15 protein-coding genes are annotated in these 18,125 nt (G+C 46.5%); 12 read left to right on the top strand and 3 right to left on the bottom strand.

What is annotated here, in order from left to right:
* Positions 1 to 199 precede the first annotated feature (199 nt).
* From EDC33_RS10195 to EDC33_RS10220, 6 genes are all read left to right on the top strand, one after another.
* Positions 200 to 2,788: an ATP-dependent Clp protease ATP-binding subunit gene (locus tag EDC33_RS10195; protein ID WP_229716734.1), complete on the top strand. Its 2,589-nt coding sequence runs from the start codon at positions 200 to 202 to the stop codon at positions 2,786 to 2,788.
* A 109-nt stretch (positions 2,789 to 2,897) separates the two neighbouring features.
* Complete coding sequence (gene lpdA / locus EDC33_RS10200; RefSeq protein ID WP_124011092.1) at positions 2,898 to 4,244, top strand: dihydrolipoyl dehydrogenase; 1,347 nt, start codon at positions 2,898 to 2,900, stop codon at positions 4,242 to 4,244.
* A gap of 147 nt (positions 4,245 to 4,391) precedes the next feature.
* A complete protein-coding gene (locus EDC33_RS10205; RefSeq protein WP_188358205.1) occupies positions 4,392 to 5,327 on the top strand; it encodes a thiamine pyrophosphate-dependent dehydrogenase E1 component subunit alpha in 936 nt (311 codons plus the stop codon).
* A 29-nt stretch (positions 5,328 to 5,356) separates the two neighbouring features.
* Positions 5,357 to 6,388 carry an alpha-ketoacid dehydrogenase subunit beta gene (locus tag EDC33_RS10210; RefSeq protein WP_124011094.1) on the top strand — a complete coding sequence of 344 codons (1,032 nt, stop codon included), beginning with the start codon at positions 5,357 to 5,359 and terminating at the stop codon, positions 6,386 to 6,388.
* Between the two features lie 13 nt (positions 6,389 to 6,401).
* Complete coding sequence (locus tag EDC33_RS10215; protein WP_124011095.1) at positions 6,402 to 7,649, top strand: dihydrolipoamide acetyltransferase family protein; 1,248 nt, start codon at positions 6,402 to 6,404, stop codon at positions 7,647 to 7,649.
* An 87-nt stretch (positions 7,650 to 7,736) separates the two neighbouring features.
* Positions 7,737 to 8,492, top strand: coding sequence for a hypothetical protein (locus EDC33_RS10220; protein ID WP_124011096.1), 756 nt, complete (start codon positions 7,737 to 7,739; stop codon positions 8,490 to 8,492).
* A gap of 403 nt (positions 8,493 to 8,895) precedes the next feature.
* Here the strand turns inward: EDC33_RS10220 and EDC33_RS10225 are convergent, their stop codons facing one another.
* Positions 8,896 to 9,657, bottom strand: coding sequence for an MBL fold metallo-hydrolase (locus EDC33_RS10225; RefSeq protein ID WP_124011097.1), 762 nt, complete (start codon positions 9,655 to 9,657; stop codon positions 8,896 to 8,898).
* A gap of 118 nt (positions 9,658 to 9,775) precedes the next feature.
* Between EDC33_RS10225 and EDC33_RS10230 the strand changes: the two genes are divergently transcribed.
* The 6 genes from EDC33_RS10230 (at position 9,776) to EDC33_RS10255 (ending at position 16,000) form a co-directional block, all read left to right on the top strand.
* Entirely contained in the window at positions 9,776 to 10,183 is a 408-nt protein-coding gene (locus tag EDC33_RS10230) for an Lrp/AsnC family transcriptional regulator (protein ID WP_124011098.1), read from the top strand.
* Positions 10,184 to 10,351: 168 nt separating this feature from the next.
* On the top strand, positions 10,352 to 11,842 hold the full coding sequence (locus EDC33_RS10235) for a phytoene desaturase family protein (protein WP_124011099.1): 1,491 nt from the start codon (positions 10,352 to 10,354) through the stop codon (positions 11,840 to 11,842).
* 84 nt (positions 11,843 to 11,926) lie between these two features.
* Positions 11,927 to 12,400, top strand: a complete 474-nt coding sequence (locus tag EDC33_RS10240) for a glycosyl-4,4'-diaponeurosporenoate acyltransferase CrtO family protein (RefSeq protein WP_124011100.1) — start codon at positions 11,927 to 11,929, stop codon at positions 12,398 to 12,400.
* Between the two features lie 54 nt (positions 12,401 to 12,454).
* Positions 12,455 to 13,972 (top strand): phytoene desaturase family protein, encoded by a 1,518-nt coding sequence (locus EDC33_RS10245; RefSeq protein WP_124011101.1) that lies wholly within the window; start codon positions 12,455 to 12,457, stop codon positions 13,970 to 13,972.
* Between the two features lie 20 nt (positions 13,973 to 13,992).
* On the top strand, positions 13,993 to 15,099 hold the full coding sequence (locus tag EDC33_RS10250) for a glycosyltransferase family 2 protein (protein ID WP_124011102.1): 1,107 nt from the start codon (positions 13,993 to 13,995) through the stop codon (positions 15,097 to 15,099).
* 85 nt (positions 15,100 to 15,184) lie between these two features.
* Positions 15,185 to 16,000, top strand: a complete 816-nt coding sequence (locus tag EDC33_RS10255) for an alpha/beta hydrolase (protein ID WP_229716732.1) — start codon at positions 15,185 to 15,187, stop codon at positions 15,998 to 16,000.
* 225 nt (positions 16,001 to 16,225) lie between these two features.
* On the opposite strand, the gene EDC33_RS10260 is transcribed toward EDC33_RS10255, so the two are convergent.
* The gene (locus tag EDC33_RS10260; protein ID WP_124011104.1) at positions 16,226 to 17,431 is read right to left on the bottom strand and encodes an erythromycin esterase family protein; all 1,206 of its coding nucleotides are present in this window, start codon (positions 17,429 to 17,431) and stop codon (positions 16,226 to 16,228) included.
* 343 nt (positions 17,432 to 17,774) lie between these two features.
* A complete protein-coding gene (locus tag EDC33_RS10265) occupies positions 17,775 to 18,062 on the bottom strand; it encodes a hypothetical protein (RefSeq protein ID WP_124011105.1) in 288 nt (95 codons plus the stop codon).
* Positions 18,063 to 18,125: the final 63 nt, after the last annotated feature.

The raw sequence follows: 18,125 nt of genomic DNA on the forward strand, positions 1-18,125 counted from the left end.
GGTAAATTGATGACAGTTATTTGAATAATTCACGCGCCCGCCAATCCATCGTCAAAATCCATTAAAAAAATTCACTTATTATTCAAATTGAACCGCTAAATAATCACAATATTATGAATTAAGTTTAAATTATCACAAATACTTTTAAAACTTTGTTAATATGGAATTAATGAAAGCGCTTTACAAAGGAGGCGGTCATTTGAATGATGCAACAGAATTACAAGAAACTGTCGTAGTGAGAGATGGGTTTCGGGACGCAGAGACACTCGCAAAAGAAAAACAGAACTATCAGATCGATATCCCTCACCTTTGGTCTGTCATGATGCAGTCCGGGAAGTTTTTATATGATTTTTATGCGGGTTTGGACATAGATATGAATGCCTTCATCCAGCTGATCAACCGGGAAGTGGACAAGATTTCCACCGTCTCGAGAACCGATCAACGATACGGCCAGCAGTTGAGCAGACGACTTGGCACATTAAAACAGCATGCAGAGGAAGAGGCCCGGCTCCAGCGTGATAAATTCGTCACCTGTGAGCATTATATACTTGCGCTTTTCAAACAGAAATACAACCCTTTGACCGTCTTTTTAAAAGATGAGGGTATCACCATCGACACTCTGCAAAAGCAGATGAACATCAACCGGGACGGGAAAAAGCCTGCTTCTGAATATCAAGAATCCATATACCGGTCTTTGGAAAGGTATGCAGTCAACATGAACGTCCGTTATATGGAGGGGAAGCTCAGAACGATCATCGGGAGACAGGATGAAATCCATGACGTGCTCAGAATACTTTCCAGAAAAGAGAAGAATAATGCCATCCTGGTGGGCAGCCCAGGCGTCGGGAAGACGGCCATCATCGAAGGTTTGGTCTCAGACATCGTAACAGGGAATGTCACCGGCAAATTCAAAAATAAAATCATCTATAACCTCGACATGAGTGCATTGGTTGCCGGTGCAAAATACCGCGGCGAATTCGAAGAACGTTTTAAGAGTGTATTGAACGAGGTCCGTGACTCGCAGGGAGAAATCATCCTTTTCATCGATGAGATCCATACAGTCGTCGGGGCCGGGCAGACAAGCGGTGCAATGGATGCCGGCAATATCTTAAAACCAATGCTCGCAAGGGGTGAAGTGAGCTGCATCGGTGCTACCACCCAGGATGAATACAGGGAAAACATCGAAAAAGACAAAGCACTCGAGCGCCGGTTTCAAAAGGTGCTCGTCAATGAGCCGGATATAGATGGTACGATGGAAATTCTAGAAGGTATCAAATCAGAATTCGAAACCTATCATCGCACCATCATCACGCCACAGGCGGTTGAAGCCGCTGTAAAGCTGTCCAGCCGCTATATCACAGATCGTTACCAACCCGGTAAAGCCATCGATGTACTGGATGAGGCCAGTGCCGTGCAGAACCTCAAATTGAACGCACTCCCCCGCTCCATTGAAGAAATCAATGAAAAGTTGCTCAATCTTAAAATCATGGCATTCGAATCCGATGAGGCAGCGCAGCAATCCAGCCTCGATGAAAAGATGGCGTCTCTAGAGATGCTGCGGAATAAACAGCTTGAAAAATGGGAAGATGAGCAGGATCTGCTTTTTGATCTGCAACAACTAAGGCAGGATAATCTACAGCAGCATGCAGAGTATCATGCCGCCCGGTCGGAAGAAGACATTGAAAAAATCGTCTCACTGAAGAATATCAAGCTGCCTAAAATAAAAACGGACATCAACAGTATTGAGGAAGATGTTCCTTCTGCATCTTTCATCAATGAAACCATTATCACCGAAGATGATATTGCAGGCGTAATAGAAAGGCTTACTGGCATCAAAGTTCGCGGCATATTGGAAGATGAAAGACAGAAGCTGCTGCATCTTGAAGATGAGCTGAAAGCCCGGGTGGTTGGCCAGGATGAGGCTGTGGGGAAAGTCAGCAATACCGTCCTGCGTATGCGTGCTGGCATACAAGATCCCAACAAGCCGAGTGGTTCTTTCCTGTTTTTAGGGCCAACTGGTGTAGGGAAGACGCAACTCGCCAAATCGCTCGCAGAGTCGCTGTTCGGAAGTGAGCTTGAGATGGTGCGCCTCGATATGTCGGAGTACATGGAAAAACACGCCGTTGCTCGTCTCATCGGTCCCCCGCCCGGCTATGTCGGATATGATGAAGGTGGTCAACTGACGGAAGCGGTCCAGCAGCGGTTGTATTCGATAGTTTTACTGGATGAGATTGAAAAGGCACATGAAGATGTGTTCAATATTTTACTTCAAGTCCTCGATGAAGGACATCTCACGGATTCGAAAGGCAGGAAGGTCGATTTTAAAAACACGATATTGATCATGACATCCAATATCGGCTCCCATCAGTTATTTGATGGCACAAATCAGGAGGGGCAGTTGGAAGACGATACAAGGCTTGCAGTCATGGACGATTTGCGCACGCACTTTAAGCCTGAGTTTTTAAACAGGATTGATGAAGTCATCATGTTCAATCCATTACTACTTCATAATATGTACAACATCGTGCGTCTCATGCTCTCCGACCTAGAAGCGAGGCTTGAAAAGCAATCGATTTCACTTAAGGTCGACGATGAGGTGATGACATGGCTCGCCGTCAATGGATACGATAAAAATTACGGAGCACGCCCACTCGACCGATTCATCGTCCAGGAAATTGAAACACCTATTGCACGCCACATCATAGCCCACCCGAATCGAAGCCCCACCACCGTCACAGTCAGTCTCGAAAATGATCAACCCATCTTCTCGATGGTAAAATCTGAATAATATTCAAATAAAATTCATTTTATTGAAAATTCGGAATAATATCTGATATTATAGACTTGTCTTATGAAAGCGCTTCATCCTGAAGCTTAGTTCTAAAGGAGGCAAAGTATTGAGTGATTATGATGTATTGATTATCGGTTCAGGTCCAGGCGGATATGTCGCAGCTGAAGAAGCGGCACTCCTCGGCAACAGCGTGGCAGTGGTAGAAAAGAAAGATATAGGAGGAGTATGTTTAAATACCGGGTGCATCCCCTCAAAAACTTATCTGGAGCATGCCCACTGGCTGAATACAATCGGAAGGGCTAACAGTAAGGGTATTGAAGTCGAAATAAAGAATATCGACTTTCCCTCACTGGTCGATAGGAAAGATGGTGTGGTCGCCACTCTGCAAAAAGGCATAATGTCAACCTTTAAAGCCAACAACATCGATTATATCCAGGGAGAGGCCATTCATAAGAAAGGCAGGACTTTCGAAGTGGACGACAGGAGCATCACTGGGAAAAAGGTACTGCTTGCAACTGGCGGATACCCCTTCATCGCTGACATACCCGGACTGGAAGAGGTGGATTACTTAACGACAGATACCATTTTCGATATGACTGAGCTGCCTGAAAAACTCGTAACCATCGGCGGCGGCATCATCGCCGTTGAACTTGCTTTTGCAATGAAAGCATACGGTATCGATGTTAGTCTTCTTGAAGTGGCGGAAGATATCCTCCTCACCATCGATGAAGATGCCCGTCAAACCGTCAAGAAAAGGCTAGAAAATCTCGGGGTGGAGGTAAGGACGAAAGTTTCAATCAAAGAGGTGAAAGCTTCGCGTGTGAACCTCTCGGACGGAAACAGCTTTGAGTTTGACCAACTCCTGGTTGCTATCGGCAGAAGGCAAAATCTGACTCTCCCGAAAGCGATGGGTCTGGATCTCGATAATTCCGGCCGCTTCGTCGCAGTCGATGAGTATTATGAGACAAGTGCCCCCGGCGTCTATGCAATCGGAGATTTGATCGGCGGTCATACGCTTGCCCATGCTGCCAGCGCAGAAGGAATCAAGGCAGTTAGGGCGATGGCCAATAAAAAAGAGACCCCTGTCAGTCCTCTGAGCATTCCACGTTCATTGTACACCGATCCTGAAGTTGCAGAGTTCGGTTTGAGCGAATCAGAGGCGACCACGTCAGGATATGATGTGATTACGGAAAAGTTGCCATTCTCATTCAATGGACGGGCCATCTCAGTAGGAGAAACCGATGGCTTTGTCAAAATTGTTTCAGAAAGCCGGTACCGCCGGATACTTGGGGCGGTCGTGGTCGGCCCCCATGCTACTGACCTCATTCACCAATTACTCACAGTTTATGAATCGGAAGGCACTATAGATGAAATAGCCGGCACAGTGTACGGTCATCCGACATTATCTGAATTGATACAGGATGTATCAAAAAATATCATTAAATATCATTAAGGAGGAATCAACATGGCTGAAAATTTACAAGGTATGCCAAAGTCGATGTTTCAAAGCAAATCCGATGAGAAAAGCCACGTAGATCTGGAAATAAGGACTTCTGTAGGTACTGCCGCTAAAGAACTATCCGCCGAGAAAGCCAAAGATATGTATAAAACAATGGAAGATATCCGTAATTTTGAAGAAAACGCACGCCGCTTATTCAACCAAGGTGAAATTCCCGGCTTCGTACACTTATATGCCGGAGAAGAAGCGATTGCTTCAGGGGTATGTGCCAACTTGACTGATGAGGACTATATCACGAGCACCCACCGCGGACATGGGCACTGTGTGGCAAAAGGCGGTGACTTGAATGGGATGATGGCCGAGATTTTCGGTAAGGAGACCGGTCTTGGTAAAGGTAAAGGCGGATCCATGCATATCGCCGACGTCGACAAAGGTATACTCGGTGCGAACGGCATGGTCGGCGGCGGATTCGGGATTGCCATGGGTGCTGCGATGCGGAACAAATACAAAGGCACAGATGCGGTCGCAGTATGCTTCTTCGGTGATGGTGCTGCCAATGAGGGGGTCTTCCACGAAGTCATGAATATGGCATCCATCTGGAAACTGCCGCTCATCTTCGTCAATGAAAACAACCTCTTTGCTGAATCAACCCCGCACTGGTATGCCTCAGCTACGGATACAATTGCCGAAAGAGCCTCAGCATATAACATGCCGGGCATGCGGGTGAACGGTAAGGATATCGTTGCTGTCATGGATGCTTCACAGGAAGCCATCGTCCGTGCACGCAGTGGCGAAGGTCCTACTCTAATCGAATGTGTCACTTATAGGAGATACGGACATTTTGAAGGTGATGAACAAGCTTATAAAGCTAAAGAAGGCGATGAAAAAGAATGGGCGGATATCGATCCGATTGATGTCTTCAGAAATTATGTCATAGAGAATGAATTGATGACTGAGGAAGAACTAGATGAAGTACGTGAACAGTCGCAAAACGACTTGAAAGAAGCGGTCAAGTTTGCACAGGATAGCCCGGAGCCATCCCCCGAGTCATTATATACTGATGTCTTTGCCGACTAACCATTACAACCATAAAAAGGAGCGATAATATGGCAAGTGAAAAATTATTCATGAATGCAATCAAAGAAGCTTTAGACATGGCTATGGAAAATGATGAAGATGTCGTCTTACTGGGTGAGGATATCGCAGGGGGCGCGGATGTACAACATCTTGAAGAAGCTAACGAAGACGCTTGGGGCGGTACGATGGGTGTGACTAAAGGATTGATGCCGAAGTATGGCAGAGACCGTGTCATCGATACTCCGTTGTCCGAAATGGGTTATATGTCGGGTGCTGTTGGCATGGCCGCGACCGGACTTCGACCTGTACCTGAACTGATGTTCAATGACTTCATTGGATTCGCCTTCGACTCGATTCTCGGCCAGGCATCAAAGATGCGGTACATGTTCGGCGGGAAGGCCAGTATACCTATGACGGTTCGGACGATGCACGGTGCCGGTGCGAGTGCCGCAGCACAGCACTCAGGCTCCTACTACGGAATCTTCGGTTCCATACCAGGTGTCAAAGTTGTTGTACCTGCCACCCCTTATGATGCGAAAGGATTGCTACTCTCCTCCATCGAGGACAACAATGTAGTCATTTTTTCCGAAGATAAAACCCTATATGGGACTAAAGGAGAAGTCCCGGATGACTACTACACGATTCCGATAGGAAAAGCGGATGTAAAACGTGAAGGCAGCGACCTCACCATCGTCACCATCGGTAAAATGCTGTTCGTCGGTCTCGAAGTGGCGGAAACACTGGAGCAAGACAATGTGGATGTAGAGGTAATCGACCTCAGGACTGTCGCCCCATGGGATCAGGGGACCGTCATTGAATCAGTCAAGAAGACGAACCGTCTGATCATCATCGACGAAGCGAACCCGCATAACAACACCGCAACAGATATCGCATCGGTTGTTTCCGATAAAGCATTCGATTACTTAGACGGACCCATCAAATGTGTGACCGCGCCGGATGTGCCGGTACCATTCGCTGTCAATTTGGAGCAGCTTTATATTCCTGATGCTGAAAAAGTATTGAAAGAAGCTGATGAAATCATCAGCGATTTAAAATCGTAGGAGGTGATCATGAATGGCCACAGAATTAGTAATGCCGAAACTCGGACTCACAATGACCGAAGGTACGATAGAAAATTTGATGGTGAAAGAAGGCGATGAAGTATCCGTCGGAGACATCGTTGCAGAAATCAGTTCCGAGAAATTGACCAGTGAAGTTGAAGCGAATGCGGATGGGACGATCATCAAACTGGTCGCAAAAGAAGGTGACACTGTTGCCTGCAAGGCACCTATGGCATATATTGGTGAACCCGGGGAAGATGTCGGTGGTGACAGTACCCCCGCCTCTGAAGAAAGTGCTGAAACCCTCCCGGCCAGTGCCCAAAAGAAAGATGATCCACTGCCGACCGGCAAACCGGCCTCACAGGTCACCAACACTAAAGCAGAGCCCGGCGGTGACAGAATCTTCATTACCCCGCTTGCCAGGAAAATGGCTGATGAGCGTGGCATTGATATACAGGAAGTCAATGGAACCGGTGGAAATGGTAGGATTACAAAACTTGATATTGAACGATTCAAATCAGAAGAGAAATCGGCAGCCAAAACTGAAGCACCGCAGGCATTGGACACCGAATACGGTGCTGGACTCCAAGGTATGCGGAAGACTATCGCAGAACGCATGATGCGCAGCGCCCAATCCACTGCAAGTGTGACAAACCAACGCAAAGTAGACATCACCAAATTAATCGCATTCAGAAGCGAGATGAAAGAACGTACAAATGGCACAGTCGACAAAAGTGCCTTCAGCATTAATACCCTGCTTACACGCGCAGTGGTTCTGGCATTGAAGGAAATGCCAGAAATCAATGCATGGTATTACAACAGTGAACACATCATCAATGAAGAAGTCCATATCGGTATGGCTACAGATATCGGTGACGGACTCGTTGTCCCGGTGATCAGGAATGCAGATTATATGACAGTGTCGAAACTTGGTGAATCGATTAAAGAAGTTGCGACAAAAGCACGTCAGGGTACACTGGAAGGTGATTTATATTCAGGATCCACCTTCTCTATAACCAACCTTGGTGGATCAGGAATCGAATACTTCACCCCGATCATCAATACACCTGAAGTCGCTATACTCGGTGTCGGTGCGATGCAAAGTGAACTGGCATTTGATGAAGATAAAAATGTAGTAGAAAAACAGATGCTTCCACTAAGCATGACTTATGACCACCAACTGATCGACGGCGCACCAGCTGCAGAATTCATGCAACTTGTAGCAGATTATCTAGAACAGCCCTACCGTTTAATACTTTAAATGAAATGAGCGCAGGATCCCTATGGTCCTGCGCTTTTAAGATACCATTTTAATATGTTGTTATATATTAATAAGGGAGAGTATTCAATGACTACAGTGACATATGTGACGAGGAAATTCAAACAACCGTACGGTGGCTTTCTAAAAGTCAGTGAATTTGAAATGGCACAATTTGGTGACGACATTGTATTGAATGATGGGGAGACTCTGCACCCGAGTATCATTGGTATGGCAACTCAATACTTGAGTGAGTTCATGCTAGGTGAAAAGAAAGAAGAGGTTTTCAAGGTTTCCCTGCAAGGAGCCTACAATGTAGGTTTGCATAACCCTTCTATTTTATACCTGGAAAATATTCAAGGATTGGATGATAACTCCATCATCAATGCGTGCCGGTTGAGCGGTTATGATGTCATCTATAGGATGGGCAGGGATTTTTACAGGCCGGTCGAGGATTTTATGATTGATCAAAATACGATTGAAAATATCAAGACGATGGTCAATCGCTCAGTTAAGTTTTTTAATGACAATGGACCTGTCATCGACTCAGGCATGACTTTTGAAGGTGCGTACACACATAAAATACGTAATGGTGATGGGGATATATTAACTGCAGATGGATTATGGGATATGAAAGTCAGCAAAAATAAGATCACCAACAAGCATACCCTGCAGGTGCTGGTCTATTATTTGATGGGATTGAGGTCATCCAACAGGGAAAGGTTTAAGCAGGTCGAGAGGATTGGATTTTTTAACCCCCGCTTGAATGTTTCATATTTCAAATATATTAAAAGTATCCCATCAGAGATTATACAGACAGTCGAAAGAGAAGTGATTGGATACTAAAAATCTGTTATGCTTCAATCTTTATAGGTTCTTCCTTTAAAGAGGAGATTACCCCACCTTTGAGATTAAACCTATTCAAATATCGTATTTTTCAGATTATTAATTGATTATAAAAGAATTTGTACCATAGTTTTCTGCCAATGCTCCACAAACACCATAGATTACCCTATATGTTGAGTAGGTTTTAATTTCCTTCTCATTAAATCCTTCTAATAGATTGGGTTGGAAGACATAGAATGATTTATTTTCTCGCAAACCTCTTTATACTGCTCTATCTTTATGTGAAGAACACTAATAACCCCCCCCCCAATCCATTTAAATGGATTGGGGAGTTGGTATGCCATGCCATAATGTTTGATTGCCTATATTACTTTCATCCTGCTCGGTAACGAATCTTAACCTTTTAAAACCAATACTCTTCGCCGGCGTCCGGCACGAGCAGGTTATCGCTCATTCCTTTTTCTTCTGCATAGTCCTTCAGCTCCTGTCTGGATAGCCCCCAATGGTTCACTGCTTCCATGTGAACGGAGATGATCCTGGCATCGGGTGCAGTCTGGTGGACTTTGAGTACATCCTCCGCGTCCATGACAAGGGAACCGCCCTCGAGGAACTGGTTGTCTCCGGCGTTCACTACGATGACTTCGGGTTTGTGGGTGTTTAGTGTCTTCTCCACTTCTTCGTACCATACGGTATCCCCGGCTACATATAGCGTCTTCTCCTCTTGATGCTTGAAGACGACACCGCATACGGATCCGGCAATCTCCAATATCTCTCCCCTGCCATGCTCGCCTTTTGTCTTGATCAGTTGGATGCCCTCAAACACTGTATCTTCCGCGAGTACTTCTATATTCGTAAAACCGGCATTCCCGACCTCTTCCTTATCCGCTTCATTCTGGGTGAAAAGCTTGATGTCCTTCGGCAATGCATCCTTTGCAGCGTCATCCCAGTGGTCGAGATGTGTATGGGTGACGATGACGGCACCCACACCGCTGATTACTTCTTCTATGGATGTCGGCAGGCTGACGAGCGGATTGTTCTGATCCTGCCGCGCAGAGTTCGGGAATGGCGGCAGTGTCCCCTTCTCCGCCAGAAACGGATCGACCAGGAACCTCTTCCCTGCATAGTCCATAACGAGTGTGGCATTACGTATATGTTGAATGTTCATAACAGCAACTCCTTTAGTTTGATTTACCTCCAGTGTATACTGATACCACTTCTGAAATAAATGGACTCATGAAAGTTTTTATGTCATTTCACTTTAAAAATGAAAGGAGCAGACGCCTATGCTTGACGATACAGATTCGCTCATTCTGGATGTCCTTCGGACAAATAGCCGCATCACGATGAAGGAACTTGGTGAAAAGGTGCATTTGAGCGGTCCTGCGGCTTCGGCCCGGGTGGAGAAGCTGGAAGATGCGGGAGTCATCGAAGGGTTCACCATCAAAGTGAACCCGGAAAAGATGGGCTACCCGGTTCATGCCTTCATCACCATATTCACAAGCAGCTCTTATCACACGCCCTATCTGAACCTGGTGGCGGCCAACGAACAGTACATCGTCCGAAACCATAAGATCAGTGGGGATGGGTGCTATCTCCTCGAATGCCGCTTCCCTTCAAACAGAGTACTGGATGAATTCCTCATCCAACTGGAATCCCATGTGAACTACAAGCTCTCCATCGCCATCAATTGACGGAAGTACAGAGATGCCTTTTCTTCCACAATGCGCCCATGGCGCATACCTCTAAATATTAATGCCTGTATTTATTTGGTATGATACCAGTATCACTAAATTTCCAAATTTTTAAAGTCCATATATAAATAAGCAGCAGTTATTTTCTATTTTAAGGAGATGTCTTGAATGCCACAAAAAAGCGTATTGATCATCGGAGGCGGGCTCGGAGGGTTATCAGCCGCCATTTCCCTGGCACAAAAGGGGTATGATGTATCGTTATATGAGAAGAATGCACACCTGGGCGGGAAATTGAACCGCCTGGAGCAGGATGGCTTCGGCTTTGACCTCGGCCCTTCCATTTTGACGATGCCGAAAGTATTTGAAAAACTCTTTACCGCAAGCGGAAAGAAGATGGCGGATTATGTGCCGACGGTCAAACTGAATCATCAGTGGCGCTCCTTCTTCCCGGATGGCAATGTCATCGATCTGTATGAAGATATGAATGACATGCTGGAAAAGAATCCGTCATTGGATAAAAAGGACATCAAGCAGTATGAAAAACTGCTCGCCTACTCCAAGAAGCTGTATGATACGACCGAGCAGAGCTACTTCAAAGGGGTCGATGATAAGAAGGACATTTTGAAGTATCAAGGGGTATTCAGCACCTTGAAGGGCTTTGACCTGTTTTCGACGGTACGCCAGGCGATCGACAAGCGGATCAGCAATAAGCAGTTGAGCGACATGCTTTCCTACTTCATCAAATATGTCGGCTCCTCCCCCTACGATGCACCGGCTGTATTGAACATGATGATATATATGCAGCATGATCAGGGCGTATGGTATGTACCGGGCGGGATGGACAACCTGGCCAAAGGGCTTGTACAACTTGCCGAGGAGACCGGCGTGACGATCCATACCGGACAGCATATTTCTGAACTCCGAAATTCAGAAGGCAGAATCACCGGTGCCGTATTGGATGACGGCACACAACTCGATGCAGACTATTACGTCTCCAATATGGAAGTCATTCCAACCTACGAACAGCTGATTGGCGGAAAAGAAGATTATGTCAGAAAAATCAAAAAGAAATTCGAGCCTGCGAGTTCCGGCCTGGTCATGCATCTGGGAGTCAAGAAGATCTACCCCCAGCTTGCCCACCACAACTTCTTCTTCGCAGAAGATATGAAGAAGCAGATGGATAAAATATTCCATAAGCATGAACTGCCGGATGATCCGGTCATCTATCTCGTGAACGTCAACAAGACGGACCCGGACCAAGCACCGCCGGGACATGAGAACCTGAAGGTGCTCCCCCACATTCCATATATCCAGGACAAACCATTCACGGCTGAAGACTATGAGCGTTTTGCAGAACAGACGCTGATCAAGCTTGAACGCATGGGCCTCACGGATCTGCGTGAGAACATCGTGACAAGAGATGTGTGGACGCCGGAGGACATCCAGCGGGTGTACGGCTCCGACCGGGGCGCAATATACGGCACCCTGTCCGACCGCAAGAAGAATAAGGGGTTCAAGCATCCAAAGCAGAGCGAACACTATGACAACCTCTACTTCGTCGGGGGCACAGTGAATCCCGGAGGCGGCATGCCGATGGTGACATTGAGCGGCCAACATGTCAGCGACCAGATTGTCCAGAGGGATTCGATTGATGAGTGATTTCTCCTTCTGAAGCTTGTGCGTGATTAAGGACACTGCCGCAAATGACGCCTGCGAAAATGAAGATGCTTAGGAGGTTCGGCCATGCAAGTGATTTCATTATCCCTATTCTGGACCATCGTCATCGACATCGCCGTCTGGTTCTTCTTCCATATGGCCATATCTGTCCTCTGCCTGAAGCTCCCGGCCGCAGTATTCCAGAACAACGCCTTCTGGTCCCGCATCTATCGGTGGGAGAAATCAGGCGAGATATGGCAGCAGCTGTTCCGGGTGAAGGCATGGAAAGGCAGACTGATCGATGGGGCCACCCTGTTCAAAAGGGGATATCAAAAGAAATCACTGCATGGCACGGGCAGGGAAGACCTCGAAACATTTGCCATGGAGACGAAACGGGCTGAGCTGACACATTGGCTGTCGATTGTGCCCGCTCCGCTGTTCTTCCTGTGGAACCCACCGCTCGTGGGCTGGCTGATGATCGTATATGCGGTCGCCTTCAACCTGCCCCTCATCATCACACAAAGATACAACCGCGGAAGAATCAGAAGAATGCTGTCGTGACTCGGGAGAGTTTTAGAACCTTCCGGGTCCTTCATTTCAGAAAGAGGTGTATGCATGACAAAGAAAGTGATCGTCATTGGTGCAGGTGTGGCAGGACTGGCAAGTGCCATCAGGCTGCAGCACGCCGGCTATCAGGTGGAGATCCATGAGAAGGATGCTACTCCGGGTGGAAAAATGAACCGGATCGAAAAGGATGGGTACCAGTTCGACCTTGGGCCGAGCATCGTCATGATGCCGGAACTGTACCGTGAAATATTCGAGCTTTGCGGACGAGACCCCAACGACTACATTCCAATGGAGAAGTTGGACCCCATGTACCGGGTATACTTCAGCGACGCTCCGGATGCACCCATCGACATCTCCTCCGACCTGACCGAGTTGACCAGAATGATCGAGTCCATCAGCCCGGGGGATACGGAAGGCTTCCTCAACTATATGCATGATATCTATAAAGGATATATCTTCGCCCAGGATAATATCCTCGGACGGCCTTTCCACAAAAGAAGCGACTTCTATAACCTTTCGATGTTGAGGAAGGCGCCGAAAGTGAAACTGGTGGGTACAGCGGACAACTTCATCGGAAGGTATATAAACAGCGAACGCCTGAAGCAGATCATGGGGTTCCAGACATTGTACATAGGCGTCTCCCCCTTCACCGGCCCGTCCTTCTATTCGATGATTCCGATGATCCAGTTCCTGTACGGGATATGGTTCATCAAAGGCGGCATGTATACGATGGCAACGGCCATGGAACGGTTGTTTGAGGAACTTGGCGGGGAAATCTTCTATGGAAGCGCAGTGCAGGAAATCTCCATCGATGCCGGACAGGCGACCGGCATCAAGGTGGATGACAGGAAGATTGATGCCGACTATGTGGTCTGCAACGCCGATTTCCCGTATGCGATGAAAAACCTAGTGAAAAGCCCCCGCGCCAAAGGGAAATTCACCGACCGGAAGATTGACGGCATGAAGTATTCCTGTTCCGCCTTCCTCCTCTACCTGGGCATGGACCGGAAATATGAAGACGTCGAGCACATCCATAATTTCATCTTCAATGAGTCACTCGAGAAGAACATGCAGGACATCTTTAAAGGCAAAAAATTGGAGCATGCCTCCTTCTACGTCTATATCGCTTCGAAGCTCGATCCCACACTCGCACCGGAAGGAAAGGATGGACTATATATCCTGATGCCGGTGTCCGACCTCGGTATGGCGGACTATGAGTGGAACGATGAGACGATCGAATACTACCGTACATACATTTTGGATACCTTGAAGCAGATACGCGGGTTTGAAAATGTCGAGCAGGAGATCGTTGCAGAGACACACTTCACACCACTCGATTTCGAGTCGAGGTTCAATGCATATAACGGTGCTGCTTTCGGGCTGCAGCCCACCCTTTCCCAAAGCATCCACAAGCGGCCGCAGAGCAAATCGCCGAGCTGTTCCAACTTGTATTTCACAGGCAGCAGCACACATCCGGGGGCAGGCGTCCCGATTGTACTGCTGTCCGCCCAAATCGCTGCCCGGGAACTCATCCAGGACGACAAAGGCAGCCCATCCGCTGAATGATATGAAAGGGGACGACGCTTATGATGGTCAATCTTATACTGGGGCTTCTGGCGATTGTTGTCGGGACACTCATGTTCTGGTCCCTCCCCCGCCCGTCAGGCCGGGGGGAGGGTGCCGAATACCCTTTCGTATCCATCATCATTCCGGCCAGGAATGAAGCAGAAAGGATTTCCGCCCTGCTCAGATCCCTGCAGGAGCAGAATTTCAGATCATTTGAAGTCCTGGTCATCGACGATGACTCCACGGATGAGACCGTTTCTGTCGCATCGGCTTTTGATGCCACAGTACTGCGTAATGAATCCAAGGAGGCCGGTGCGGGAAAATCGTCAGCCTGCTGGCACGGTGTCCAACATTCGAAAGGGAAATGGCTCCTTTTCCTCGATGCCGATACACGCTTCAGCACCCCCGACAGCCTTCAGGATCTGTTGGCGCTTTATCGACGGAAAGGGGCCCGGGGCATATTATCCCTGCAGCCTTTTCACCGCATCGAAGACATGTACGAGAACCTTTCAGCTATCTTCAACGTGATTGTTGTTGTAGGGATGAATGTATTCACCGTCTGGGGGAAGCGCTTCAGACCTGCAGGGTCGTTCGGCCCCTGCATCCTGTCTGACAGGGAGGACTACCTTTCGACAGGCGGGCATAAGGGGATACAGGAAGCCATCATGGACGACTTGGCATTGGGACAGGCATATCTTGACCAAGACCTCCCCGTCCATTGTATAGGCGGCAAAGACGTCATATCCTTCCGCATGTATCCGGAAGGGTTCAGAAGCCTTGTCGAGGGCTGGTGCAAAAGTTTTGCGCTCGGTTCACAAGCGACCCACCCTGCCGTCATGCTGATGACCATCATCTGGATTTCCGGCAGCTTCATAAGTACCGGGGCATTGGTTTCTTCACTCATCGCACTGGATGCCGTGCTGATTGCACTCACCGGAGTGGTGTATCTCCTCTATGCCCTGCAAACGATGATATTCGCCCGAAGATGCGGCAACTTCAACAGGATTCTTTTCCTGTTCCACCCATTTCTGTTCACCTTTTTTGCCGGTATATTCGTATACTCCATCTTCCGGGTCCATGTACTGCGTTCGGTGAACTGGAAAGGACGGAAAATCAACGTCAAATAATGCTAGAAAAGCGAGGTCAGTCATGCTCAAAACCATCTTTGCCAAATTACTGCGACTCCTTCCAAATAAAGCAGAAAAAAATCCAATGATTGATCAGCAGCCTGTAGAAAGCAAGAAGGATATCATGGTGGAAACATCCATCGGCCCTACCGCAATAACGCTGTATTATCCATTGGAGGCAGAACAAAAAAAGCACCCCGTATACATCAATTTCCACGGTGGTGCCTTCATAATGAATGATAAGAATATGGATGACCCGTATTGCCGTTACCTCGCCAATGAGACGGGCTGCGTCGTCCTCAACATCGATTATGTGAAGGCGCCGGAGTATCCATTCCCGAAAGCGATCGAACAGAGCTATGACGTGTTTCAATGGATGGAGGGGCATGCGGAGGAGCTCGCCATCGATCCTAAAAAAGTGATGGTGGGCGGCCAAAGTTCAGGCGGCAACTTTGCAGCTGCATTCTGCCTCCTACTTGAGGAGAAATCGGAAAAGCAGCCGCTTCTCCAAGTTCTATCCTATCCGATGCTCGATTTCGTCACACCATATTCAGAAAAGCCCGAACCAAATAAGTTGCGCGCGAAATTCCCGCAGGCTGCACACTTTTTGAACATATGCTATGTGCCTGAAGAGGAAATGGCCAGGAATCCCCTCGCCTCCCCTGTCTTTGCCGATGTAGACGACCATTTGGCTCCTGCCCTCATCCTCATTGCCGAACATGACGCTTTCAGACCGGAAGCCGAGGTTTACGCTGAGAAATTAAAGGCTGCAGGTGTGAGCGTCCAGGATGTCCTTTTCAAAGACTGTCACCATGCATTTACACATCTCGGTCCAAAAGATAAAGCACAGGAGTCTTGGCAGTTGATTTCACAGAATATCAGAGAAGCTGTCGAGCGGTAATAGAGCTTTCAACTTCTTCCATTAAAGAGATTCACTGGATTGATATTCCAATAAAATAAATGATGAAGCCATTGATAAACAATGACTTCATCTTCATACCTCCTAGCACTCTTACGAGTGTTTTATGGAGGTTTTTTATTGTAGTGTATATGACTGTCTCCTGCTCTTGCCTAAAGCAGCTTGAATAAGCAGGAACCTTCACTATTATTATTTATCATTTATCCATCATTCTTTAATATGATCTATGTAGATCAGGCCGTCAAATTGTTCCTGAGGCACCATTCTATAGTCGTAATATCCCGCCCAATAAACCGTATACTGATTTTCTTCAATAAAATCGCTGGTGGCAAAATCGATAAATACATTTTTTTGGACGCGATTTCCGATATAGCCTTCCAAAGTCTCATCTGCTTCGCTTCTCGGGGTTGCATAATCCTCAGGCAGGAGTTCATAATTGTCGGCTTCATTATGAAATAGACCTACATTGTAAACACTATGTTCACTCTCTCGAAGCAATGCCCCAAGTGATTCAACACGCTCATTCATTTTGTCTTCGACGTATGTCTCATTCGTATATTCTATGGATGTCACATCATAATTCGAATGGAGGTTTGCCACCCACACGATAGCTTTATCATTACTCTCCATCTGCTCAAGCACCTTTTCCGACATGCCGATTTCCCGATAATCGTTGTAACTGGCGGCCCCGTCCTCAAAGCTGATCTTTGAATAGTACTTTTCAATATTATCCTGTCTTGAAAGGATATAGTTTTTTGTTTCTGAAGTTAAATCCCCAAAGAAAGACTGGCTTGTAATATCTTCATATATATCTGTAGGCCGTTCGAAATATCCCACTTTTTTGCCTTGATGCACACCTTTAGAAAACCAGTCGCGTAGAGCGAACTCCGAACGCTTAAATTCTTCTGCAAGCTCAAGGTCGTATTCAGAAATTTCATCCACGATGTTTTTTTCTAGCACGGAGATCGAGGTAGACCTGTTATCTGTAAAATTAGGTGACCAGTCCATGGGCAATGCTCTGATGCCCTCAGTTTTTCCATCCCAATATTTTTCAAACATTTCTTGTTGATATAGATGATTGACGCCTTCAATAATCGGCAAACCGCTCTCTTTATAATAGTTGAATTCTGAATCACCCGTCTCCAAAAATAACTTATTGAAGCCATGTTCCTCTGCTAAGTAATCTATGAGATCTACTTTTTGTTTCGCGATTTCAGATGACCAATGCGTACTTTCACCGAGTATGACAATGTCATGTTCCCCTAAGATGTCTCCGATATCCTCAATGTCATTATCCAATTCATAGTAATCGGCAGAACTATCTTTGGGCTCTTCGGCATCACTACTACATCCAATCAATATTGATGTAGTGACCAGTAAAGAACCCATTGCTTTTAAGAACCCCTTCTTCATTTGATAAACCCCTTTGATGATTTAGTACTATATGAGTATCCTGATCAATTTACTGCCATTCAATTCATCGGAAAGTTCTTTATGAACTCCATGAAACCGAAATAACCAAGCAGACCCAAACCAAGACCAACAACAATAATAATAATGATGAGATACTTAGATCTATTATCCATTATTTCACCCCTTAAGTTTTCAACATGCTAAAAATTATACCGGAGTATATGGATTGTTCTCTCTCTTCAAATATTACTTGAAAAAGTGGCGCGTTGAAAAAATTATCGTGTGCACCGCAAGCACTCTAATATTCATATCAGGAAATGAACGGAGCAGCTTTGGTTTTTCTTTACACACCAAATATTAGTGTGGCAAAAATATTGTAGGCGATTGGAAACAAAAATAAAATGATATTAGAAATAATGCCAATTCTTGATATTTGATCCTTTCGATATCTATATCCCACAACTCCAACAACTGCGCCTATAGGGCATAGAAATAGTGGCAGAATCAGAGGTAAGCCTTGGATTTTTTCATTTGGCACAATTTCGAGAAAGAAGTTCAAAATGAGTATTGATAAGATGAGCGGGATTAACACAGACACAACCCCAAAAATGCTCACTATCCCATTCTTCATTAAAACTCCCCCCCACTTTATCCAGCATTTAATTCAAATCGAAGATTATATCTACCTGGTCCA

It is taken from the genome of Salinicoccus roseus, from assembly GCF_003814515.1.
GTDB lineage: Bacteria > Bacillota > Bacilli > Staphylococcales > Salinicoccaceae > Salinicoccus > Salinicoccus roseus.